The following is a 25718-nucleotide window of genomic DNA, read 5'->3' on the forward strand; positions in this document are numbered from 1 at the left end:
ATGGAACTCACCCCAGCACAACGCATTGCCCAACGCTTCGTCGGCCTCCCTGTGGAGCAGCGTCAGCAGATCCTGGAGAAAATGCAGGCCACCGGGCAGAGCTTCCGCCTGCTGCCCATCGTGCCTGCGCGTCAGGGCCTGGCGCGGATTCCTTTGTCGTTTGCCCAGCAGCGCTTGCTGTTTCTCTGGCAGTTGGAGCCGGACAGCCCGGCTTACAACGTGCCGATGGCCGTGCGCCTCAAGGGCGCACTCGACCTGACGGTGTTGCAGCAGGCCCTGGATGCGCTGGTCAGCCGCCATGAGTCGCTGCGTACGCGCTTCGTCTCGGATGAAGGCGAGTTCCATCAGGACATGCTCGACGCCTGCCCGCTGGTGTTGGACGTGGTCGAGTGCCAGGACGATGAAGCCGCCTTGAGCGTGGCCGTCGATGCCGCGCTGAAGCAGCCGTTCGACCTGCTGGCCGGGCCGTTGATGCGGGTTACGCTGCTGCGCGTGAACGCCGAGCACCACGTGCTGGCCCTGAGTATGCACCACATCATCTCCGACGGTTGGTCGAGCGACTTGCTGGTGCAGGAGTTCATCCAGCTGTACACCGCGTTGGCTGAAGGCCGCCAAGCCGAATTGCCGGCCCTGCCGATCCAGTACGCTGATTATGCGATCTGGCAGCGTGCCTGGCTGGAGGCCGGGGAGGCCCAGCGCCAGCTGGCGTACTGGCAGGCACAATTGGGTGACGAGCAACCGTTGCTGAGCCTGCCGCTGGACTTCGAGCGGCCCGCCACGCCGAGCTATCGCGGTGCGGTGCTCAAACTGCACCTCGGTGCCGAGCAGGCCGAGGCACTGCGTACCCAGGCACGCAAAGGCGGCCACACGCTGTTCGTGCTGATGCTGGCGGCCATGGCGGTGGTGCTGTCGCGCTACAGCGGGCAGTCGGATATTCGCATCGGCGCGCCGAATGCCGGGCGTAACCGTAAAGAGCTGGAAGGCCTGATCGGCTTCTTCATCAATACCCAGGTGCTGCGTGTGCAGGTGGACGAGCGCGCGACGTTCGCCGCGCTGCTTGAGCAGGTCAAGGACGTGATCGGCGGTGCCCAGTCGCACCAGGAGCTGCCGTTCGAACACCTGGTGGATGCCTTGCTGCCAGAGCGCAACCTGGCCCACAACCCGCTGTTCCAGTTCAAGATCAACCAGCACGTGGCGGCCGGCGACCCGTCGCGCAAGCGCCTGGGCGAGCTGGAAGTGGAAGGTTTTGCCCGCGAAGGGGGCGATGCGCGCTTCGACCTGGCCTTCGACTTCTCGGACAAACCCGATGGCATCGAGGGCTACTTCACCTACGCCACCGACCTGTTCGAGCAGGCCACCATCCAGCGCATGGCCGATTCGCTGCGGCGTGTGCTGGACGTGCTGAGCCACGCTCAGCACCAGCCGATCGTCGAGCACCTTGAAGTGGAGGGGCGGCAGCAGGCCGCGCCAGAAGCCTACCCGCACCGCGACTTCCTCGCCCTGTGGCGCCAGGCGATGGCCCAAGGGCAGGCCCAGGGTGGCGTGCGCGCCGGTGAGCGCTTCATGACCCAGGGCGGGCTGGATGCCGCGTCCAACCGCGTGGCCGACTACCTGCGTCAGCGCGGTGTCGGCGCTGGCAGCATCGTTGCCCTGTGCCTGCCGCGCTCCATCGAATGGGTCACAGCCTTGCTGGCGGTGCTCAAGACCGGAGCCGCCTACCTGCCGCTGGACACCCAGCAGCCGCAAGAGCGCCTGCTGCAGTTGATTGTCGACAGTGGTGCCGCCGCGCTGCTGCATGAGCCTGGCGATACGCGCTTCACGGGCCTCGACGGGGTGCAGGCGGTTGCCTGCGAGCCCGCCACGTGGGCGGCCTGCAGTGACAGCCCGGTGGCGGTCGCGGTCAGCCCTGAACAGCCGGCTTACGTGATCTATACCTCGGGTTCGACCGGCCAGCCGAAAGGCGTGGTGGTCAGCCACGGAGCGTTGGCCAGTTACATTCAGGCCGTGCTAGAGCGCCTGCAATTGCCGGCTGGGGCGAGCATGGCCATGGTTTCCACCACTGCCGCCGACCTGGGCCACACCGTGCTGTTCGGTGCCCTGGCCTCGGGCCGCCTGCTGCATTTGCTGTCCCAGGAACTGGCCTTTGACCCCGATGGTTTCGCCAGCTACATGGCGCAGCATCAGGTGGGCGTGGTGAAACTGGTGCCAAGCCACCTGCAAGGCCTGCTGCAAGCGGCTCGCGCCGCTGATGTGCTGCCTGCCGAAGCGCTGATTCTGGGTGGCGAAGCCTGCCCGTGGAGCCTGCTGGAAAAAATCCGCGCATTGCGCCCTGAATGCCGGGTGATCAACCACTACGGCCCGACCGAAACCACGGTCGGCGTGCTGACCTTCGAGCCAGGCCAGCGCCTGGACGGCTGCCGCACGGTGCCGGTCGGTCGGCCGTTGGGCAATGCCTGCGCCGAGGTACTCGATGGTTATCTCAACCCGCTGGCGCCGCAGGTGGTCGGCGAGCTGTACCTGGGTGGGCACGGCGTTGCCCAGGGCTACCTGGGCCAGCCGGCGCTGACAGCCGAACGCTTTGTGCCGGCTGCCGATGGCGCCCGCCTGTACCGCACGGGCGACCGTGCGCGATTGAGCGATGAAGGCTTGATCGAATTCGTCGGGCGGGCCGATGACCAGGTGAAAATCCGTGGCTATCGCGTCGAGCCGGGTGAAATCGGCCGAGTGCTCGCCGGGCTGCCGGGTGTCAGCGACGCCGTGGTCCTGGCATTGCCGCTGGAAGGCGATGCCGAGCGCTTGCAGCTGGTGGCCTACGTGGTGGCCGAAGGCGGGGTCAGCGTGCAGCAGTTGCAGGCGCAATTGCAGGCTCGCTTGCCCGACTACATGGTGCCTGCGCAGATGCTGTTGCTGGAGCGCCTGCCACTGACCGCCAACGGCAAGCTCGACAAGCGCGCCTTGCCGGCGCCGGGCGCGGTAAGCCGGGGCTACGTGGCGCCCGAAGGCGAGATCGAGGAGAAACTCGCGGCCGTGTGGGCCGACGTGCTCAAGCTGGAGCGTGTAGGCAGCAGCGATAACTTCTTCGAGCTGGGTGGCGACTCGATCCTCAGCCTGCAGATCATCGCTCGGGCCAAGCGCCAGGGCATCAAGATCACCCCCAAGCAACTGTTCGAGCAGCAGACCGTTGGCCAATTGGCCCAGGTCGCCAAGCGCATCGAAGCCAAGCAGCCCGTTGCTGCGCCCGTGGACACCGCGACCTGCGGCGAGGTAGCCCTGCTGCCGGCCCAGGCGCGCTTCTTCGAGATGGACATCGCCCAGCCTGCGCACTGGAACCAGTCAGTGCTGCTGAAACCGGCCCAGCGCATGCAGGTGGAACACCTGGAAACGGCCCTGCGTGCGGTGCTGGAACAGCACGATGCCTTGCGCCTGCGCTTCAGCCGCCAGAACGGCCAGTGGCAGGCCCGCTTCCAGACCTTGGACCATTCGCCAGTGGTGCGTCAGCGCAGCCTCGCTGCGCTGAGCGAGCTGGACGCCGCGGGCAGCGAGGTGCAGGCCAGCCTCGACCTTGAGCACGGGCCGCTGCTGCGTGCCGAATTGTTCGACGTCGCCGATGGCCAGCAGCGTTTGCTGTTGGTCATTCACCACCTGGTGGTGGACGGCGTGTCCTGGCGGGTACTGCTGGAGGACTTGCAAGAGGCCTATCAGCAACGCCTGAATGGGCAGCCGGTGAGCCTGCCGGCCAAGACCTGTAGCGTGAAAACCTGGGCCGAGCGCCTGGTCGCTCACGCCAGCAGCCCGGCGCTGCAAGCGCAGGCTGACTACTGGCTGCAGGTGCTGCAAGGCAGCCCGGCAGAGCTGCCGCGTGACAACCCACAGGGCAGCCTGGGCAACCAGCATGCCCGCACCGCTGCCTCGCGGCTGGATGCCGCGCGTACCGCCCAGTTGTTGAAGCAGGCCCCTGCCGCCTACCGCACGCAGATCAACGACCTGCTGCTGACCGCGCTGGCCCGCACCCTGTGCCAGTGGAGTGCGCAGGACGAGGTGCTGGTACAACTGGAAGGCCATGGTCGCGAAGACCTGTTCGACGACCTTGACCTCAGTCGCACGGTCGGTTGGTTCACCAGCGTATTCCCGGTACGCCTTGCCCCTGGTGAGGCGATGGGCCCGTCGATCAAGGCGATCAAAGAGCAGCTGCGCGCAGTACCGGACAAAGGCATCGGTTACGGCCTGCTGCGTCACCTGGGCGATACCCCCGTGCGTGAGCGGCTCAGTGCTGCTGCGCAACCACGCGTCACCTTCAACTACCTGGGCCAGTTCGACAGCAGCTTCACGACAGACGACACGGCATTGTTCAGCCCGAGCGGCGAAAGCGCCGGGCGTACCCAATACGCCGGTGCGCAGTTGGGCAACTGGCTGAGCATCACCGGCCAGGTCTATGGCGGCGAGCTGTTCCTGGAGTGGACCTACAGCGAAGACGTCTACCGCCCGGAAACCATCCAGCACCTGGCCCAGGCCTACGAGCAGGCGCTGGCCGAGTTGGTCGAGCACTGCTGCCAGCCGCAGCACCAGGGCGTGACGCCTTCCGACTTCCCGCTGGCCGCACTCACCCAGGGCCAGTTGGACAGCTTGCCCGTGCCCGCAGCGCAGATTGCCGATGTGTATCCGCTGTCGCCGATGCAGCAGGGCATGCTGTTCCACACCCTGTACGACCAACAGGCCGGCAACTACATCAACCAGTTGCGGGTCGATGTCGAGGGGCTGGATGTGCAGCGCTTCAAGCAGGCCTGGCAGGCCGCGCTTGATGCCCATGACATTTTGCGCAGCGGTTTCGTGCTGCAGGGCGAGCTGGAGCAGGCCGTGCAAGTGGTGCGCAAGTCGGTGGCATTGCCGTGCAGCGAGCATGACTGGCGTGGCCAGCCGGCGCTTGAGCAAGCCCTGCAGGCGCTGGCCGAAGGTGAGCGCCAACAAGGTTTCGACCTGACCGAAGCGCCGCTGCTGCGCTTGGTCCTGGTGCAAACGGGCGAGGCGCGCCATCACCTGATCTACACCAACCACCACATCCTGATGGATGGCTGGAGCACCTCACGCTTGTTGGGCGAAGTGCTGCAGCGTTACGCAGGCCTGGCGCCGCAGGCGCAGGCCACGCACTACCGCGACTATATCGCCTGGCTGCAAGGCCAGGACGCGGCGGTTGCCCAAGCCTTCTGGCAGGCCCAGCTGGCTGCGCTCGACGCGCCGACTCGCCTGGCCCAGGCCATTGCCGGCAGTGCAGGGGGTGCGGGCAGCGGCTACGGTGATCATCGTCTGGCCTTCGATACCGAGCAGACGGCACGCCTCGAAGCCTTCGCCCGGGCCAACCGCGTCACCGTCAACACCCTGGTGCAATCGGCCTGGCTGCTGCTGTTGCAGCGCTGCACCGGTCAGGCCAGCGTTTGCTTCGGCGCCACCGTGGCCGGCCGCCCGGCGGAGCTCACCGGGGTGGAAGAGCAGATCGGCCTGTTCATCAACACCCTGCCGGTGATAGGCGCGCCACGTGCCGAGCAGACCGTGGCCGCGTGGATCGGCCAGGTGCAGGCCAGCAACCTGGCCGTGCGCGAGTTCGAGCACACCCCGCTGTATGACGTGCAGCGCTGGGCGGGGCAGGGTGGTGACGCGCTGTTCGACAGCATTCTGGTGTTCGAGAACTACCCGGTGTCCGAGGCGCTGCAACAAGGCGCGCCGGGCGGGCTGCGCTTTGGCGACGTGGCCGTGCAGGAGCAGACCAACTACCCGCTGACGTTGGTAGTAGAACTGGGCGCGACCCTGTCGATGCAATACAGCCACGACCGTGCGCTGTGGAGCGATGAGGCCATCGCCCGCTTGGCGGCTTACTTTGCCAATGTGCTGCAGGCATTGGTCGCGGACGCGGAGGCAGTGGTTGGCGAGCTGCCAATGCTGGGCCTGCAAGAGCAGCAACTGATGGTCGAGGGCTGGAACGACACCCAAGCGGCTTATCCGGATGAGCGCAGCATTCACTCACTGATCGAAGCCCAGGTGTTCGCCACCCCGGATGCCCCGGCACTGGTGTTTGGCGAGCAGACCCTGAGCTATGCCCAGCTCAATGGCAAAGCCAACCAGCTGGCGCACAAGTTGCGTGAACTGGGCGTTGGCCCGGACGTGCTGGTGGGCATCGCTATGGAGCGCAGCCTGGAGATGGTCATCGGCTTGCTGGGTATCGTCAAAGCCGGTGGTGCCTACGTGCCGCTGGACCCGGAGTACCCGCAAGACCGCCTGAGCTACATGTTCGAGGACAGCGGCATCGCCTTGCTGCTGACCCAGTCGCACCTGCGTGATGCCTTGCCGATCCCGGCTGGCCTGCGCAGCCTGGACCTGGACAGCGAATACCTCGATGGCTACAGCGATGCCAACCCAGGTATCGACGTGGCGCCGCTGAACCTCGCCTACGTGATCTACACCTCCGGCTCCACCGGCCGGCCGAAAGGCGCTGGCAACAGCCACCAAGCGCTGGTCAACCGCCTGTGGTGGATGCAGAAGGCCTACGGCCTGGACGCCAGCGACAGCGTGCTGCAGAAAACCCCGTTCAGCTTCGACGTGTCGGTGTGGGAATTCTTCTGGCCACTGATGACCGGCGCGCGCCTGGTCATGGCCCAGCCGGGCGCCCACCGCGACCCGCAGCTGCTGGTCGACACCATCAACCAGTACGCCATCAGCACGCTGCACTTCGTGCCGTCGATGCTGCAGGCGTTCATGACCCACGAAGCGGTGGAGACTTGCCGCAGCCTCAAACGCGTGGTGTGCAGTGGTGAAGCATTGCCAGCCGAGCTGGCCCGCCAGACCCTGCAGCGCCTGCCGGCAGCGGGCCTGTACAACCTGTACGGCCCGACCGAAGCGGCCATCGACGTTACCCACTGGACCTGCCGCCCGGACGAAAGCATCAGCGTGCCGATCGGCCAGCCGATCGACAACCTCAAGACCCACATCCTCGAAGGCAGCCTGCAACCGGCAGTACGCGGCAGTGCCGGCGAGCTGTACCTGGGCGGTGTAGGCCTGGCGCGCGGTTATCACCAGCGCCCGGCGCTGACTGCCGAGCGCTTTGTGCCGGACCCGTTCAGCGACAACGGCGGGCGCCTGTACCGCACCGGCGACCTGGCGCGTTACAACGCCGAGGGCGTCATCGACTACGCCGGGCGTATCGACCACCAGGTGAAGATCCGCGGGCTGCGTATCGAACTGGGCGAGATCGAAGCGCGCCTGCTGGAATTGCCAGCGGTGCAGGAAGCGGTGGTGCTGGCCCAAGACGGGCCAAGCGGCAAGCAGTTGGTGGGCTATGTGATACCGGCTGACAGCACGCAAGACGAGACCGCGTTGCGCGACAGCCTGCGTGAAGCGCTCAAGGCCGGGTTGCCAGATTACATGGTGCCTGCGCACCTGCTACTGCTGGCCAAACTGCCGGTCACGCCGAACGGCAAGCTGGACCGCAAGGCCCTGCCGCAACCGGACGCCAGCCTGCTGCAAGGCGAGTACGTGGCGCCACAAAGCGAGTTGGAACAGCAAATCGCGGCGATCTGGGCCGATGTACTGAAGCTGGAGAAGGTCGGCCTGACCGACAACTTCTTCGAGCTGGGCGGCGACTCGATCATCTCGCTGCAGGTGGTCAGCCGAGCGCGCCTCGTGGATATCCAGTTCACGCCCAAAGAGCTGTTCGAGGCCCAGACGGTGCAGGCTCTGGCAGCCGTGGCACGCCGTGCAGGCAGCACGCTCATCGATCAGGGCGCTGTGACGGGTACGTTGCCACTCACCCCGATCCAGCATTGGTTCTTTGAACGCGAGGTGCCCGAACGCCATCACTGGAACCAGTCCGTGCTGCTCAAGCCGAATGCCACCTTGCAGGCCACCCAGGTGGACGCCGCCTTGCGTGCGCTGGTCGAGCATCACGATGCCTTGAGGTTGCGCTTTGTACAGTCTGAGGTGACGGGCCAGGCCGAGTTTGCCCACGCGGAACCGGCTCAATTGCTGTGGGTGCTCCACCTGCCGGACGTGGCGGCACTGGAGCAGGTCGCCAACGATGCGCAGCGCAGCCTCGTGCTCGAACAGGGCCCGCTGCTGCGCGCCGTGCTGGCTTCGCTGCCAGACGGCAGCCAGCGCTTGTTGCTGGTGATCCATCACCTGGTAGTGGATGGTGTTTCCTGGCGCATCCTGCTGGAAGACCTGCAGCAGGCGTACCGTGCTCTTGCAGCCTTCGAACCCACCAACCTGCCGGCCAAGACCAGTTCGTTCAAGGCCTGGGCAGAGCACCTGCAAGCCTACGCCCAAGGCGCCGAACTGCAGGCCGAGCTGGGCTACTGGCAAGGGCAGTTGCAGGGCGCCAGTGATGCCTTGCCTTGTGACCACCCGCAGGGCAGCAATCAGCAGCGCCATGCCGCCTCGTTCACGACGCGCCTGGACCGTGAAACCACGCGGCAACTGCTGCAGGACGCCCCCGCCGCCTATCGCACACAGATCAACGACCTGCTGCTGACTGCGTTGGCACGGGTAGTCGGTGGCTGGACCCAGCGTGAAGACGTCCTGGTTCGCCTGGAAGGCCATGGCCGTGAAGACCTGTTCAATGACGTCGACCTGAGCCGCACGGTGGGCTGGTTCACCAGCATGTACCCGGTCAAGCTCAGCCCCCAGGCTGACGTGGCGAGCGCGATCAAGGCCATCAAGGAGCAACTGCGGGCGGTGCCGAGCAAAGGCCTGGGCTACGGCCTGCTGCGCTACCTGGGCGGTGCCGAGGCAAGCGCGACCCTGGCGGCATTGCCGCAGGGCGAGATCGTGTTCAACTATCTGGGCCAGTTCGACGGCAGCTTCGATGAGTCGGGGCTGTTCGTGCCCGCGCAGGAAAATGACGGCATCAAGCAGAACGAAGCGTCTGCCTTGAGCAGCCTGCTCTCCCTGAGTGGCCAGGTCTACGGCGGTGAACTGCGCCTGGAGTGGCGCTACAGCCAGGCCATCCATGACGCCGAAACCATCGAGCGACTGGCGACAGACTACCAGCAGGCGCTGATCGAGATCGTTGCCCATTGCTGCCTGGAGCAGAGCCGTGGCGTTACGCCATCGGACTTCCCGCTGGCCGGCCTCAACCAGGCTCAGCTGGACAGTTTGCCGGTGCCTGCCACCCAGATTGCGGATATCTACCCGCTGTCGCCGATGCAGCAAGGGATGTTGTTCCACACGCTTTATGAAGAGCAGGCGGGTAACTACATCAACCAATTGCGCGTGGATGTGGATGGCCTGGATGTGCAGCGCTTCAGGCAGGCCTGGCAAGCAGCGCTGGATGCCCACCCTGTACTGCGCAGTGGCTTCGTTTGGCAGGGTACGCTCGACCAGGCGGTGCAAGTGGTGCACAAACACGTGGCGCTGCCGTTTACCGAACATGACTGGCGCGGCCTGCCTGAACTGGACCACGCGCTGCAGGCGCTTGCCGCAAGCGAGCGTGAGCAAGGCTTTACCCTGGACCAGGCACCCTTGTTGCGCTTGGTGCTGGTGCGTACCGGCGCTGGGCGCCACCAGTTGATCTACACCAGCCACCACATCCTCATGGATGGCTGGAGCAGCTCCCGCCTGCTGGGCGAGGTGCTGCAACACTACGCTGGCCACGCGCTGCAGGCCCAGGCAGGCAACTACCGTGACTACATCGCCTGGCTGCAGCGCCAGGACGGTGTTGCGGCAGAAGCGTTCTGGAAGGCACAACTGACCGACCTGCAGGCGCCTACCCACTTGGTCCAGGCCATTTGCGAAGCGCAGGCAAGCACCGGCACGGGCCAGCACGATCTGACGCAGCACTTTGACGCGCAGCAGACCGCCCGCATCGAAGCCTTTGCCCGTGCCAACCGCATTACCGTCAATACCTTGGTGCAGTCTGCATGGTTGCTGCTGCTGCAGCGCTACACCGGCCATGCCAGCGTGTGCTTCGGTGCCACTGTTGCAGGTCGCCCAGCCGAGCTTGCGGGCGTCGAGGAGCAAATCGGCCTGTTCATCAACACCCTGCCGGTGGTCGGTGCCCCGCGTGCAGAGCAGACCGTGGGTGACTGGGTCGCCCAAGTGCAGGCGAGCAACCTGGCCCTGCGCGAGTTCGAACATACGCCGCTTTACGATGTACAGAGTTGGGCCGGCCTGGGCGGCGAGGCGCTGTTCGACACCTTGGTGGTGTTTGAAAGCTACCCAGTGTCCGAGGCACTCAAACAGGGCGCGCCGGGGGGGCTGCAGTTCGGTGATGTGGGTATCCAAGAGCAGACCAACTACCCGCTGACCCTGCTGGTGAGCCTCGGCGAGACCTTGTCGATCCAGTACCGCCATGACCTCGCGCGGTGGAACCCGGCAACCCTCCAGCAGGTCGCCCGCCACCTGAGCCATCTGCTGCAAGCAATGGCCCAGGATGCAGGCCAAGTGCTCGGGGAGCTGCCGTTGTTTGACGCGGATGAGCAACAGCAGATTGTGCAAGGCTGGAACCCCCGCCACGCGCAGTACCCGGATCATCGCGCCATCCACCACCTGATCGAGGCCCAGGTGCAACGTGCACCGAACGCGCCGGCCCTGGCCTTCGGTGAGCTGACGATGAGCTATGGCGAGCTCAACCGCCGTGCCAACCGGCTGGCACACAAGCTGCGCGAGCTTGGCGTTGGCCCTGATGTGCTGGTGGGCATTGCCATGGAGCGTGGCCTGGAGATGGTGATTGGGCTGTTGGGCATCCTCAAGGCCGGCGGCGCTTATGTACCGCTGGACCCGGGTTACCCGAGCGAGCGTCTGGCTTACATGTTCGAAGACAGTGCTATCGAGCTGTTGCTGACCCAGGCGCATCTGGCCGACGCCCTGCCGGTACCTGTTGGGGTGCAGTGCCTGGATATCGTTGCGGACCCGTTTGCCGGCTACAGCGATGCCAACCCGGCGATCGCGTTGACGCCGGACAACCTGGCCTACGTGATCTACACCTCCGGGTCCACCGGCAAGCCCAAGGGCACCTTGTTGCCGCACGGCAACGTGGTGCGGTTGTTTGCAGCAACCCACGATTGGTTTGCCTTTGACGCAAGCGACGTGTGGACGGTGTTCCACTCCTATGCATTCGATTTCTCGGTGTGGGAACTGTTCGGGGCGTTGGTGTATGGCGCCAAGGCGGTGATCGTGGCCAAGGATGTGGCTCGCGACTTCGACGCATTCCATGCCTTGCTGGTACGCGAGCAAGTGACCGTGCTCAACCAGACGCCTTCGGCTTTCAAACAGCTGATGCCCATTGCCTGCGAGCGGGCAACAGCAGGGCAGGGGCTGGCGCTACGGCACGTGGTGTTTGGCGGCGAGGCGTTGGAAGTTGCCAGCCTCAAACCCTGGTTTGAGGTGTTTGGCGACAGTCAGCCACGTTTGATCAACATGTACGGCATCACTGAAACCACGGTGCATGTCACTTACCGGCCGATCACCCTCGAAGACTTGCACAAGGGTGCGACCAGCCCTATTGGCGAGGTCATCCCCGACCTTAGCTGGTACTTGCTCGATGCCGCACTGAACCCTGCGGTACCCGGAGGGCATGGCGAGCTGGTGATCGGTGAGGCCGGCCTGGCCCGTGGCTACCACGGCCGTGCAGGGCTGACCGCCGAGCGCTTTGTGCCCAACCCGTTTGGTGCACACGGCGGCCGCCTGTACCGCTCGGGCGACCTGGCCCGCTACCGCACCGACGGGGTGATCGAGTACATGGGCCGCATTGACCATCAGGTGAAGATTCGCGGCTTCCGCATCGAACTGGGCGAGATCGAAGCCTGCCTGCTGAACCAGCAGGCTGTGCGTCAGGTCGCGGTCCTGGCCCAGGACGGGCCGAGTGGCCAGCAACTGGTGGGGTATGTGGTGCCTGCCGACGTCGCGGTCCTGGCCAGCGTCGAGGCCCAGGCCGTGTTGCGCGAAACCTTGCGAGCTGCGCTCAAGGCCGATTTACCGGATTACATGGTGCCCGCGCACCTGCTGCTGCTGGCTACCTTGCCGCTGACCGTCAACGGCAAGCTCGACCGCAAGGCCTTGCCGCAACCGGATGCACGCCTGCTGCAGGGCGATTACCTCGCCCCGCGCAGTGAGCTTGAACAGCAAATCGCAGCGGTCTGGGCCGAGGTGTTGAAGCTGGAGAAGGTGGGGTTGCACGACAACTTCTTCGAGCTGGGCGGCCATTCGCTGTTGGCAACCCAGGTGCTGGCCCGTCTGCAGATCGAGCTGGGCATGAACCTGCCGCTGGCCTTGCTGTTCCAGGCTGAAAACCTGCAGGCCTACGCGGCCATGATCAGTGAACTGAATACGAATAGTGACGAAGACCTGGATGAGCTCCAGGACTTCATGAATGAGCTTGAGGCAATTTGAGATGCACATGGATAAAAGAAATTCGGACCTGGTCCAGCGCTTCGTTCGGCTGCCTCTTGCACAGCGCAAGCTCTTTCTCGAGAAGCTGACCGACAAAGGCATCAGCCTTGCGCAGTTGCCCATTCCGGTGGTGCGCCATGAGGTAGAAAACCGCGAGCTTTCCTATGCCCAGCAACGCCAATGGTTCCTTTGGCAATGGGAGCCGGACAGCGCGGCCTACAACATTCCCACTGCCTTGAAGTTCAAGGGTGAGCTGGACACGGCTGCACTGCGGCGCAGTTTCGAAACGCTGATAACCCGTCATGAGACGCTGCGCACCACCTTCCACCTGGAGGGTGAGCAGGCCGTGCAACGGCTGCACGATGATCAACCTTTCGAACTGTCGCTGGAAGTACAGGAGCAGGCAGACGAGCAGGCCGTTCGGGGTTGGGTCGAGGCCCAGGCGCGTCAGCCTTTCGACCTGGCCAACGGGCCGCTGTTACGGGTCAAGCTGTTGCGCCTGGCGGAGCACGAACATGTGCTGGCCGTTACCCTGCACCACATTGTCGCCGACGGTTGGTCCATGCCGGTGATGGTGGAAGAACTCGTGCGCCTTTATGAAGGCTACAGCCAGGGCCAGGCGGTCACGCTGCCGGAGCTGCCCATCCAGTATGCCGACTACGCCATCTGGCAGCGTCGCTGGATGGAAGCTGGGGAGCAGGAGCGCCAGCTGGCCTACTGGAAGGAGCAGCTGGGCGATGAGCAGCCGGTCCTCGAATTGCACACCGACCGACCACGCCCTGCGGTACCGAGCGGTGCCGGTGCTTGTGTCGGCATCAGCGTGCCGGCTGAGCTGGCCGCTTCGCTCAAGCAATGCGCGCAGCAGCAGGGGGTGACGCTTTTCATGCTGTTGCTGGGGAGCTTCCAGGTGCTGTTGCACCGGTATACGGGGCAGGCGGACATTCGTGTGGGTGTGCCAGTGGCCAACCGCAACCGGGTGGAGACGGAACGCTTGATCGGCTTTTTCGTCAACACACAGGTACTCAGAGCCGAGTTCGCTGCGGGTGTCAGCTTCAATGACCTATTGGCGCAGATCAAACAGCGTGTGCTGGGGGCCCAGGCCCATCAAGACCTGCCATTCGAGCAATTGGTCGAAGCCTTGCAGCCTGAACGGAGCTTGAGCCATAGCCCTTTGTTCCAGGTGATGTACAACCACCAGACCCAGGTCAAGGGTGAGCGCCACAGCTTGCCGGGCCTGGAGGTCGAAGGGGTGGCCTGGCGCAATGACACGGCACAGTTCGACCTGAAGCTGGATACCGTCGAGCACGCGGGTGGGATCGAGGCCGCACTGACCTACGCCACCGATTTGTTCGAGGCTTCGACCCTTGAGCACATGGCGCAGCATTGGCGTAACCTGCTGGAAGGTATTGTCCGCCAACCTGCGCAGCAGATTGCTGAGTTGCCTCTGCTGAGCCCGCAAGAGCAGCAGGCGATGGTGCAGGGTTGGAACGCCACCGCAGCCGAGTTCCCAGGCGAGCGCAGCATTCACCAACTGATCGAGGCCCAGGTGTTCGCCACCCCGGGCTCCCCAGCGTTGGTGTTCGGTGAGCAGACCCTGAGCTATGCCGAACTCAACGGTAAAGCCAACCAGCTGGCGCACAAGTTGCGTGAACTGGGCGTTGGCCCGGACGTGCTGGTGGGCATCGCCATGGAGCGCAGCCTGGAGATGGTCATCGGCCTGCTGGGTATCGTCAAAGCCGGTGGTGCCTATGTGCCGCTGGACCCTGAGTACCCACAGGACCGCCTGAGCTACATGTTCGAAGACAGCGGCATTGCCTTGCTGCTGACCCAGTCGCACCTGCGTGATGCCTTGCCGATCCCGGCTGGCCTGCGCAGCCTGGACCTGGATAGCGAAAACCTCGAAGGTTACAGCGATGCCAACCCAGGTATCGACGTAGCCCCGCTGAACCTTGCCTACGTGATCTACACCTCCGGCTCCACCGGGCGCCCGAAAGGCGCTGGCAATAGCCATCAGGCGTTGGTGAACCGCCTGTGGTGGATGCAAAAGGCCTACGGCCTGGACGCCAGCGACAGCGTGCTGCAGAAAACCCCTTTCAGCTTCGACGTGTCGGTGTGGGAGTTCTTCTGGCCGCTGATGACCGGCGCGCGCCTGGTCATGGCCCAGCCGGGCGCCCACCGCGACCCGCAGCTGCTGGTCGAGACCATCAACCTGTACGCCATCAGCACGCTGCACTTCGTGCCGTCGATGCTGCAGGCGTTCATGACCCACGAAGCGGTGGAGAGCTGCCGCAGCCTCAAACGCGTGGTGTGCAGTGGTGAAGCATTGCCAGCCGAGCTGGCCCGCCAGACCCTGCAGCGCCTGCCGGCAGCGGGCCTGTACAACCTGTACGGCCCGACCGAAGCGGCCATCGACGTCACCCACTGGACCTGCCGCCCGGACGAAAGCATCAGCGTGCCGATCGGCCAGCCGATCGACAACCTCAAGACCCACATCCTCGAAGGCAGCCTGCAACCGGCGGTACGTGGCAGTGCCGGCGAGCTGTACCTGGGCGGTGTAGGCCTGGCGCGCGGTTATCACCAGCGCCCGGCGCTGACTGCCGAGCGCTTCGTGCCGGACCCGTTCAGCGACAACGGCGGGCGCCTGTACCGCACCGGCGACCTGGCGCGTTACAACGCCGAGGGCGTGATCGACTATGCCGGGCGTATCGACCATCAGGTGAAGATCCGCGGGCTGCGTATCGAGCTGGGCGAGATCGAAGCGCGCCTGCTGGAATTGCCAGCGGTGCAGGAAGCGGTGGTGCTGGCCCAAGACGGGCCAAGCGGCAAGCAGTTGGTGGGTTATGTGGTACCGGCTGACAGCACGCAAGACGAGGCCGCGTTGCGCGACAGCCTGCGCGAGGCCCTAAAGGTCGGTCTGCCGGACTACATGGTCCCGGCGCACTTGCTGCTGCTGGCCAAACTGCCGGTCACGCCGAACGGCAAGCTGGACCGCAAGGCCCTGCCGCAACCGGACGCCAGCCTGCTGCAAGGCGAGTACGTGGCGCCACAAAGCGAGTTGGAACAGCAAATCGCGGCGATCTGGGCCGATGTACTGAAGCTGGAGAAGGTCGGCCTGACCGACAACTTCTTCGAGCTGGGCGGCGACTCGATCATCTCGTTGCAGGTGGTGAGCCGAGCGCGCCAGCAAGCCATCCAGTTCACTCCCAAAGAGCTGTTCCTCAACCAGACCGTGCAAGCGCTGGCAGCGGTCGCCCGGCGTGCGTCCCAAAGCGTCATCGAGCAGGGGCTGGTGACGGGTGCTACGCCATTGCTACCGATTCAGCACTGGTTCTTCGAGGCGAAGATGCCAGCGCCCCATCACTGGAACCAGTCGGTATTGCTGGCGCCCAGCGAAACACTGCTGGCAGACCCCCTGAATGCCGCGTTGCTGGCCCTGGTCGAGCATCATGACGCACTGCGACTGCGCTTCGGGGCGCAAGCCACCTTCGGCGCCCCTGAACCGACCGCGTTGTTGTGGGTCAGGCCGTGTGCAGATGAACAGGCGTTGCATCGCGTCGCCGATGAGGCACAACGTAGCCTGAACCTGGAACAAGGCCCTTTGCTGCGTGCCGTGCTGGTCGAGATGCCCGAGGGTGAGCAGCGCCTGTTGCTGGTCATCCACCACCTGGCGGTGGACGGTGTGTCGTGGCGGGTGCTGCTGGAAGACTTGCAACAGGCCTACCAGTCGCTGCGTACAGGGCAAGCGCTGAAGCTGCCGGCCAAGACCAGTGCGTTCAAGGCCTGGGCAGAGCATATGCAAGCTTACGCCCAAGGCGCCGAACTGCAGGCCGAGCTGGGCTACTGGCAGGCGCAGTTGCAGGGCGCCAGCGATGCCTTGCCTTGCGACCATCCGCAGGGGGGCAACCAACAGTGCCATGCCGCTTCGGTCAGTACCCGCCTGGACCGGGAAACCACTCGCCAGCTGTTGCAGGACGCCCCCGCCGCCTACCGCACACAGATCAACGACCTGCTGCTGAGCGCCCTGGCGCGCGTGGTCGGGCGCTGGACCGAGCAAGGCGATGTGTTGGTGCGCCTGGAAGGCCACGGCCGTGAAGACCTGTTCGATGGCATCGACCTGAGCCGCACGGTGGGTTGGTTCACCAGCATGTACCCGGTCAAGCTCAGCCCCCAGGCTGACGTGGCGAGTTCGATCAAGACCATCAAGGAGCAACTGCGCGCGGTACCGAACAAAGGCCTGGGCTACGGCCTGCTGCGTTACCTGGGCGGTGCCGAGGCCAATGCGGCCCTGGCTGCGTTGCCGCAGGGTGAGATCGTGTTCAACTACCTGGGCCAGTTCGATGGCAGTTTCGAAGAGTCGGGGTTGTTCGTACCCGCCAAGGAGTATGCCGGCGCCCCTCAAGATGCACAGGCCCCTCTGGGTAGCCTGCTGGCGCTTAACGGGCAGGTTTATGGCGGTGAGCTGAAACTGAGCTGGAACTTCAGCCGGGAGCAATTTGATGAAGCGACGATTGAGCGGCTGGCGGATGACTATGCCGAAGAGCTCAAGGCACTGATCGCTCACTGCTGCCAGCCACAGCACCGCAGTGTCACATCTTCGGACTTCCCGTTGGCCGGGCTTACCCAGGCGCAGCTGGATGGCCTGCCGGTACCGCCCGAGCAGATCGCCGACGTGTACCCGCTGTCACCGATGCAGCAAGGCATGCTGTTCCACACGCTGTACGAGCAGGAAGCAGGCAGCTACATCAACCAACTGCGCGTCGACGTGGACGGGTTGGACGTGGAGCGCTTCAAGCAGGCCTGGCAGGCCGCGCTCGATGCCCATGACATCCTGCGAAGCGGCTTCGTCTGGCAGGGCGAACTGAACCAGGCAGTGCAAGTGGTGCGCAAACGGGTTGCCCTGCCGTTCAGCGCGCTTGACTGGCGCGCCCAGCCGGCGTTGGAACCGGCCTTGAACGCGCTGGCCGAAAGCGAGCTGCAGCAGGGCTTCGTGCTGGACGAGGCGCCCTTGTTGCGTCTGGTGCTGGTACGGACAGACACCAATCGGCATCACTTGATGTGCACCCATCATCACATCCTCATGGATGGCTGGAGCACCTCTCGGCTACTGGGCGAAGTGTTGCAGCGTTACACGGGCCACACGCTGGCCACCCAGCCTGTGCACTACCGCGATTACATCGCCTGGCTGCAGCAGCAGAGTGCGAGTGCTGCCCAGACCTTCTGGCAGGCCCAACTGGCCAGCCTGGAAGAGCCGACGCGGCTGGCTCAGGTGCTGCGTAACGCGTCGGAGCAAGAACTGCCTGGCCAGGGTGAACTTCATCAGGTGTTCGATCAGGCACTCACCCAGCGCATCGAAGGGTTTGCCCGAGCCAATCGGGTGACCGTCAATACGCTGCTCCAGTCGGCGTGGCTGCTTCTGCTGCAACGCTACACCGGGCAATCCACTGTGTGTTTCGGTGCCACCGTAGCCGGGCGTCCTGCAGAGCTGCCGGGGGTGGAGGAACAGATCGGCCTGTTCATCAATACATTGCCGGTCATTTGTGCACCCCGCTCGGAGCAGAGCGTGGCCGAATGGATCGAACAGGTGCAGGCGAGCAACCTGGCCCTGCGCGAGTTCGAACACACGCCGCTCAATGAGGTTCAGCGCTGGGCAGGCCTTGGGGGCGAGGCGCTGTTCGATACTCTGATGGTGTTCGAGAACTATCCGGTTTCCCAGGCACTTCAGGAAGGGGCGCCGCAGGGGCTGAGTTTCGGCGTGGTTGCGCACCGTGAGAAGACCAATTACCCCCTGACCCTGGCCGCCATGCTCGGGGAAACACTGTCCATCCAATACAGCTATGACCGTGCGAGCTGGAGCGAAGCCAGTGTTCAGCGGGTGTCCGATCACTTGCACAACCTGCTGCAAGCGCTCATTGCGGATGCGAACACTGCGGTGGGAGAGCTGTCGCTGCTCGGCAGTTCCGAGCGCCAGCAGATCCTCCACGAGTGGAACCGCAGCGAAGCCGTTGCGCTAACCGGCAAGTGCGCTCACCAGTTGATCGAAGCACAGGCACACCAGCGTCCGGATGCGCTGGCGCTGGTGTTCGACGACCAACAACTGACCTACCGCGAGCTGGATCGACGCACCAACCAGTTGGCGCGCAAGCTCCAGGCGCAAGGGGTAGCAGCGAACACGTTAGTGGGTATTGCTGCCGAACGAGGGCTTGCGCTGGCTGTAGCCTTGATTGCCATCCACAAGGCCGGTGCGGCCTATGTGCCCTTGGACCCGGACTATCCGCAAGATCGGTTGGCTTATCTGATTCAGGACAGTGGCATCGGCGTGCTGCTGGCGGACGCAGCGTCCATGGTGCGCCTGCCAATTCCTGACAGCTTGCCGTGCGTGGGCCTGGAGCAAGGCGGGCAGTGGCTGGAGCACCTCAGTGCCCAGCCGCTGGAAACACAGGCCACGGCAGACAGCCTGGCGTATGTGATCTACACCTCGGGCTCCACCGGCATGCCCAAGGGTGTAGCCATCGCTCACCATGCGCTGTCGGTATTCTGCGAAGTTGCCAGTGGCTATTCGCGCCTGTCAGCCGAAGACCGCGTGCTGCAGTTCGCAACGTTCAGTTTCGACGGGTTCATCGAGCAATTCTTCCCGCCACTGTCGCGGGGGGCTTGCATTGTGATGCGCGATCAACAGCTCTGGGATACCGACACCTTCAGCCAGCAGATCATTCGGCACGGGGTGACCGTCGCCGACCTGCCGGCCGCCTATTGGCGCTTGCTGGCCCTCGATCGCCGCAAGCCTGAGGCCTATGGCCAATTGAAGCAGATCCATGTCGGCGGCGAAGCCGTGGCCCTCGATGGCCTGCAAGCCTGGCTGGCAGATGGCCCGCCGGCAGTACGGTTGCTTAACACCTACGGGCCGACTGAAGCCACGGTGGTTGCCACTACCTATGACTGTTCGCGCCTGGCCCATGCCCCGGCGGCAGACAGCGGTGTGCCGATTGGCCGCGCATTGCCTGGGCGGGTCATGCGCGCGTTGGACGACGGTTTGTCGCCGACGGCGATTGGCGTAGCCGGTGAACTGTACATTGGCGGTGACGGGTGCCTGGCGCGTTGTTACCACCAGCGTCCGTCGCTGACAGCTGAACGTTTCATCCCCGACCCCTTCGATGAAGTCGGCGGGGGGCGGCTGTACCGCACAGGCGATCTGGGTTACTTCGACGAGCAGGGTGAAATTGCCTACCGTGGCCGCGTAGACCATCAGGTGAAGGTGCGCGGTTTCCGCATTGAACTGGGCGAGATCGAACAGCATGTGCAGGCGCACCCGCAGGTGCGTGAGGCCGCTGTGATCGCTATCGATCAGGCCGCAGGCAAACAGTTGTGCGGCTACGTGGTACCGAACGATGAGGTCGAGGACGAAAGCGACCTGCGTGCCTCCTTGAGGCAGTACCTGAAGGCCAGCCTGCCGGACTACATGATCCCGACCTACCTGGTGATCATGCAGCACATGCCGATGACGCCAAGTGGCAAGCTGGATCGCAAGCGCTTGCCTGCTGCCGATCACGATCAGTCGCAACAGGACTATGTGGCCCCGCAGGGCGCGCTTGAGCAGCAGTTGGCAGAGATTTGGGCGGGCGTACTGAAACGGGAGCAGGTTGGCGTTACCGACAACTTCTTCGAACTGGGTGGCGATTCGATCATTTCCCTGCAGGTGGTCAGCCGCGCCCGTCAGGCCGGTATCCAGTTCTCGCCCAAGGAGCTGTTCCAGCATCAGACGGTTCAGGAACTGGCAGCGGTTGCCCGACGTGTCGTCGGCACTTCGATCGATCAAGGCCGGGTGACGGGTTCGTCGCCACTGACACCGATTCAACACTGGTTCTTCGACGAGGACATCCCCGCTCGGCATCACTGGAACCAGTCGGTATTGCTGCATCCAGGCGAGGTTATTGTCGCCGAGCAGTTGCAGGCGGCGTTGCGCGCGGTGCTCGATCATCACGATGCGCTGCGCATGCGCTTCAAGCAGGTCGAGGGGACGTGGCGGGCCGAGTTCAGCGCTGATACGGCGCAGGACCTGGTCTGGGTGCGGACACTGGCCGCAGAAGAAGACCTGCTCGATATCGCAGAGCAGGCGCAGCGCAGTCTGGACCTTGGGCAAGGCCCGTTGTTACGGGCGCTGCTGGTCGGGCTGCCAGATGGCAGCCAGCGATTGCTGCTGGTGATTCACCACTTGGTGGTGGACGGTGTGTCGTGGCGGTTGCTGCTGGAGGACTTGCAGCAGGCCTACCAGTCGCTGAGCGAGGGGCAGTCGGTGAACCTGCCGTCCAAGACCTGCGCGTTCAAAACGTGGGCCGAGCACTTGCAGCGCTACGCTGCAGGCGAACCCTTGCAGGCCGAACTGACCTACTGGCAGAACCAGTTGCAAGGGGCCAGCGATGAATTGCCTTGCGATCACCCACAAGGTGGCAACCAGTTGCAGCACGCCACCTCGGTCAGCACCCGCCTGGACCGCGAAACCACGCGACAACTGCTGCAGGACGCCCCGGCGGCCTACCGCACGCAAATCAACGACCTGCTGCTAACTGCCCTGGCACGCGTAGTCAGCCGCTGGACCCAGCGTAGTGACGTTTTGGTGCGCCTGGAAGGCCATGGCCGTGAAGACCTGTTCGATGACGTAGACCTGAGCCGTACGGTGGGCTGGTTCACCAGCATGTACCCCGTCAAGCTCAGCCCGCAGGCCGATCTGGCCGGCTCGATCAAAACCATCAAAGAACAGCTGCGAGCCGTGCCGAGCAAGGGGCTGGGCTATGGCCTGCTGCGCTACCTGAGTGGTACTGAGGCTGCTGAGACGCTGGCTGCGCTGCCGCAGGGCGAGATCGTGTTCAACTACCTGGGCCAGTTCGACGCCAGTTTCGATGAGCAAACAGGGCTGTTTGTACCGGCCAAGGAGTACGGCGGGGCAAGCCACGACGCGCGCGCCCCGTTGGGTAGCTTGCTGGCCGTGAACGGGCAGGTGTACGGCGGTGAACTGGAGCTGGCCTGGTCGTTCAGTTCGCAGCTGTTCGAACGCTCGACCGTCGGTGGGCTGGCAGATGCCTATGCCGAGGAGCTGAGAGCACTGGTGGCTCACTGTTGCCAGGAGCACCATCGAGGCGTCACACCGTCCGACTTCCCATTGGCCGGCCTGACCCAGGCGCAATTGGACAGCCTGCCAGTCCCTGCCTTGCAGGTCGGCGACATCTACCCGTTGTCGCCCATGCAGCAAGGCATGCTGTTCTACAGCGCGCAGGGAGCGGAAGGGGGGATCTACATCAACCAGACGTCGGTGGCTGTGGAAGGCCTGGTGATCGAACGGTTCGTCGAGGCGTGGAATTTCGTGATCGCGCGTCACGATATTTTGCGTACCGGCTTCTGGTCGGCGGCACACTTGGCGCAGCCACTGCAGATTGTCCACCGTCATCTGGACTTGCCCATCCGCGTGCTGGACTGGCGCGACCGCACTGTCACGCAAGAGGCCTTGGAGGCCTTGGCCGCCGCAGAGTCGGGTGAAGCGTTCGACATGATGTCGGCGCCCTTGATGCGGGTCATCCTGGTGCGCCTGGACGACCATCGCATGCAGTTGATCTGGACCCGCCACCACATTCTGATGGACGGCTGGAGTAACGCCAGGCTGCTGGGAGAGGTGTTCCAGGCTTACCATGGCAAGGCTTTCGACAGCCCTAAAGGACGGTTCGGCGATTACATCCGTTGGCTCGATGGACAGCCCCAGGCACAGCTGGAGGCGTTCTGGAGCAGCAAGCTTGGCGCGCTCGAAGGCCCGACCCTGTTGGCGGACAACATTGCACCTAAGCCCTCTGGCGAGCTGACAGGGCATGCCGCGCTCTACTTGCATTGGGATGCCCAGCGCACCGAGTACCTGCGTGAACGTGCCCAGCGTCTGCGCGTGACGCCCAATACGCTCGTGCAGGCGACTTGGCTGCTGTTGCTGCAGCGCTATACCGGCCAACAGACGGTCTGCTTCGGCGCGACCGTGGCCGGCCGCCCGGCCTCTTTGTCGGGTGCCGACGAGATGCTGGGCTTGTTCATCAACACCTTGCCGGTAGTGCAGACGCCGGAGCCTGCGCAAAAGGTCAGTGACTGGTTGCAGCAATTGCAGAGTTACAACCTGGAGCTGCGCGATCACGAACATGCTGCGCTTTCCAACGTGCAGCGCTGGGCGGGTCGTCCGGGGCAGCCGTTGTTCGACAGCATCCTGGTCTTTGAAAACTACCCGGTGGGTGAGCGCTTGCAGGGCGACGGCAGCAGTACGTTGCAGTTTGGCGAGGTCAATGATCGCGACGTCACCAACTACGCGATGGACCTGGCCGTGCATTTGAATGACACCTTCTCGGTGGAGTTCATGTACCTGCGTAGCCGCTTTACCGAGGCGGCTACCGACGCCATCCGCAGCAGTTTCGAATGCCTGCTCAGCGCGATGCTGGATGATCCGCACGCCACGATCGGCAGCCTGGAAATGCTCAGTGCCGTACAACTGCAGCAAGCGGCTCAGCGCAATCTGTTGCAGCCAAGCGAGCCGAATACGCCTCGGCTGGCCCAGCTCATCGCCCGGCATGCGCAGTCATGCCCCGATGCGCTGGCGGTCATCTGCGCCGACCAGCAGTTGAGCTATGCGCAACTGGAGGACCGTGCCAACCGTTTGGCTCATCATCTCATCGGCCTTGGTGCCCGTCCGGAAGTCACCGTGGGGGTTGCTCTGGAGCGGTCCGTCGAGGTGATCGTGGCCTTCCTCGCGGTGATGAAGACGGGTGCTGCCTATGTGCCGCTGGACATTGATTATCCTCAAGAGCGTTTGCAGTGGATTGTCGAGGATTCGGCCATGCACCTGCTGTTGACCAGCAGCGGCTTGCGTGAGCGATTCCCAGAGGTGGAGCATTGCGTGGCGCTGGACCGACTGGCGTTGGCTGAGCAGGTTGCGAGCGTGCCTGAAGTCTCGGTGATGGACGACAACCTTGCCTACCTGATCTACACCTCGGGCTCCACCGGCAAACCGAAAGGCGTCGCGGTGAGCCATGGCCAGATCCGCATGCACTGCCAGGCCATTGCGCAGCTTTACGAGATGGACGCGTCCACCCGCGAATTGCTTTTCATGTCGTTCGCCTTCGATGGTGCCCAGGAGCGCTGGCTGTCGACACTCTCGTCGGGCGGTTGCCTGATCGTGCGTGACAATCGCTTGTGGACTGCCGAGGAGACCTTGCAGGTGCTGCATGAGCAGCGCATCGACATTGCCTGCTTCCCGCCGGCGTACCTGCAGCAAATGGCCGAGTTCGCCGAAAGCCAGCAGCAGGCTGCACCGCCTGTGCGCATTTACTGCTTCGGCGGCGATGCAGTGCCTGATGCCTTGTTCGAGTTGGTCAAGCGCACCTTGCAGCCTCAATACCTGACCAATGGGTATGGCCCCACCGAAACCGTGGTCACGCCGCTGCTGTGGAAAGTATCGGCGCAGCAGGCCTGCGCGGCGGTGTATGCGCCGATCGGTGAGCGGGTTGGCCAGCGCACACTGCATGTGCTCGACCAGGACCTCAACCCGTTGCCCGATGGGGTGGCTGGGGAGCTGTACATTGGTGGGGAGGGTGTTGCACGCGGTTACCATCAGCGTGCAGCCCTTAGTGCCGAGCGCTTCGTTGCCGACCCATTCGGCCAGGGGGCACGCCTGTACCGAACCGGTGACCGCGTACGCCGTCGCGCAGATGGGGTGATCGATTTCATCGGGCGCTTGGACAACCAGCTGAAAATTCGCGGTTTCCGCATTGAGCCGGGTGAAATCGAAGCGCGCCTGCGCAATCTGCCCGAGGTCAAGGACGCGGTCGTGGTTGCACGGGAAGGGGCAACGGGCAAGCAACTGGTAGGTTACGTCGTGACCGGCACAGGCGTAACGACGCCTGGCCAGTTGCGCGAGGCCTTGCGCGCCGAGCTTCCGGACTACATGGTGCCCGCGCAACTTGTGCTGCTGACGGCCATGCCCCTCACCCCGAATGGCAAGATCGACCGTAAAGCGCTGCCAGCGCCTGAGCTGGACGGGCAGCGTGCACGTCTGGCGCCGCGTAACGGTATCGAGCGGGTATTGGTGCAGATATGGCAAGACGTGCTGGGGGTGGAGGCGCTGGGCATCGACGACAACTTCTTTGAACTGGGCGGCGACTCACTGCGCGTGCTGAAAATGCTGTCGAAAGTACGCAGCCACGCTGATTTGCCAATCGAGTTGAAGCTGCGGGATGTGATGGCCAAGCCGACAATCGCTGAGTTGTCTGGCTATTCGGCCGATGAGGTAAGCCTTGACCCACTGCTGTTGCTCAACACCCGTGTCGATCAGGCAACACCACTGTTCTGCCTGCATGCCGGCTTCGGTACGGTGTTCGATTACGAACCACTGGCGCGCCGCCTGGACGGGCATTGCAGTGTCTACGGCATCCAGTGCCGCATGTTGCTTGACCGCGAGTGGCAGGACGATTCGCTGCAATCGATGGCGATCGACTACGCGCAGTACATCCGCCAGAAGCAGCCCGAAGGGCCATATCGGTTGGCGGGGTGGTCACTGGGGGGGGCGTTGGCGGTCCTTGTCACCCAAGAGCTGGAGAGCCAGGGGCAGAAGGTTGCACTGCTGGGTTTGGTTGACAGCTTCATTCCGTCAGCCCCGCGCGAGTCGTTCTCTGACGACTGGAGCCAGGATTTGCAGGGCTTCTTGAGTGTGATCCTGGGGGTAGCCAAGGACGACTTGGCGGTGCCTGGCGTTTCTGCCGACAGCGACGTCGTTCACTTGCAGGGTGTGATCGAGCAGGCCCGTTCGGCCCAGGCGCTGCAATCGGCCTATGCCGAAATCGACAGTGCCGAACTTGCCCACACCTTCGTCGTGGCCATGCGCTTGAAAGCGCTGTCGCAGCAGCTTGCCGGCCTTGCGCAGACGAAGGCTGTGGCGCATTGCTGGTGGGCTGGGAACGCCGCCGGCGAGGTGCTCGGAGACGCGGTCCATTGCCAGGTGGACGCTGGCCACTACGACATCCTCAAGGCCTCTGAGGTGATCGAAGGGCTGGCCGTGCGGTTGATCCAGGAGGGATCAATGGTGGAGTGAGGGTAGCTTCCAGTTGATTCAAGCATCTACTGCTTGTGCCGCCCTGCGGTGTCAGTCGTCCAGGCTGATACCGCAGGGCTTTTTTTAGGCGGCATTTGGGTTGGGTCATGCGTTTGCACAGGGCATGGCACATGCGGCTGCCGAGCGGTGTGATGAGGATGTTTGTAGCTTACGCAGGGGCGTTAACGCGGGGGGAAGGTGATGCGAATGCTGTACGAGGGGGAGGCCCCTGGCGTTTTTC

The 25718-nt window shown here is 64.0% G+C and carries 2 protein-coding genes; both read left to right on the forward strand.

Features of this window, described 5'->3' with window-relative positions:
- Complete coding sequence (locus OGV19_RS02905; protein WP_264312050.1) at positions 1-12372, forward strand: non-ribosomal peptide synthase/polyketide synthase; 12372 nt, start codon at positions 1-3, stop codon at positions 12370-12372.
- Between the two features lie 7 nt (positions 12373-12379).
- On the forward strand, positions 12380-25477 hold the full coding sequence (locus OGV19_RS02910) for a non-ribosomal peptide synthetase (RefSeq protein ID WP_264312051.1): 13098 nt from the start codon (positions 12380-12382) through the stop codon (positions 25475-25477).
- Positions 25478-25718: the final 241 nt, after the last annotated feature.

This window comes from Pseudomonas putida, from assembly GCF_025905425.1.
Classification (GTDB): Bacteria; Pseudomonadota; Gammaproteobacteria; order Pseudomonadales; family Pseudomonadaceae; genus Aquipseudomonas; species Aquipseudomonas putida_AF.

What these genes read in the sequence shown, in the direction of transcription:
- OGV19_RS02905 (WP_264312050.1), top strand. Translation starts at nt 1, where the DNA reads ATGGAACTCACCCCAGCACAACGCATTGCCCAACGCTTCGTCGGCCTC.
- OGV19_RS02910 (WP_264312051.1), top strand. Translation starts at nt 12,380, where the DNA reads ATGGATAAAAGAAATTCGGACCTGGTCCAGCGCTTCGTTCGGCTGCCT.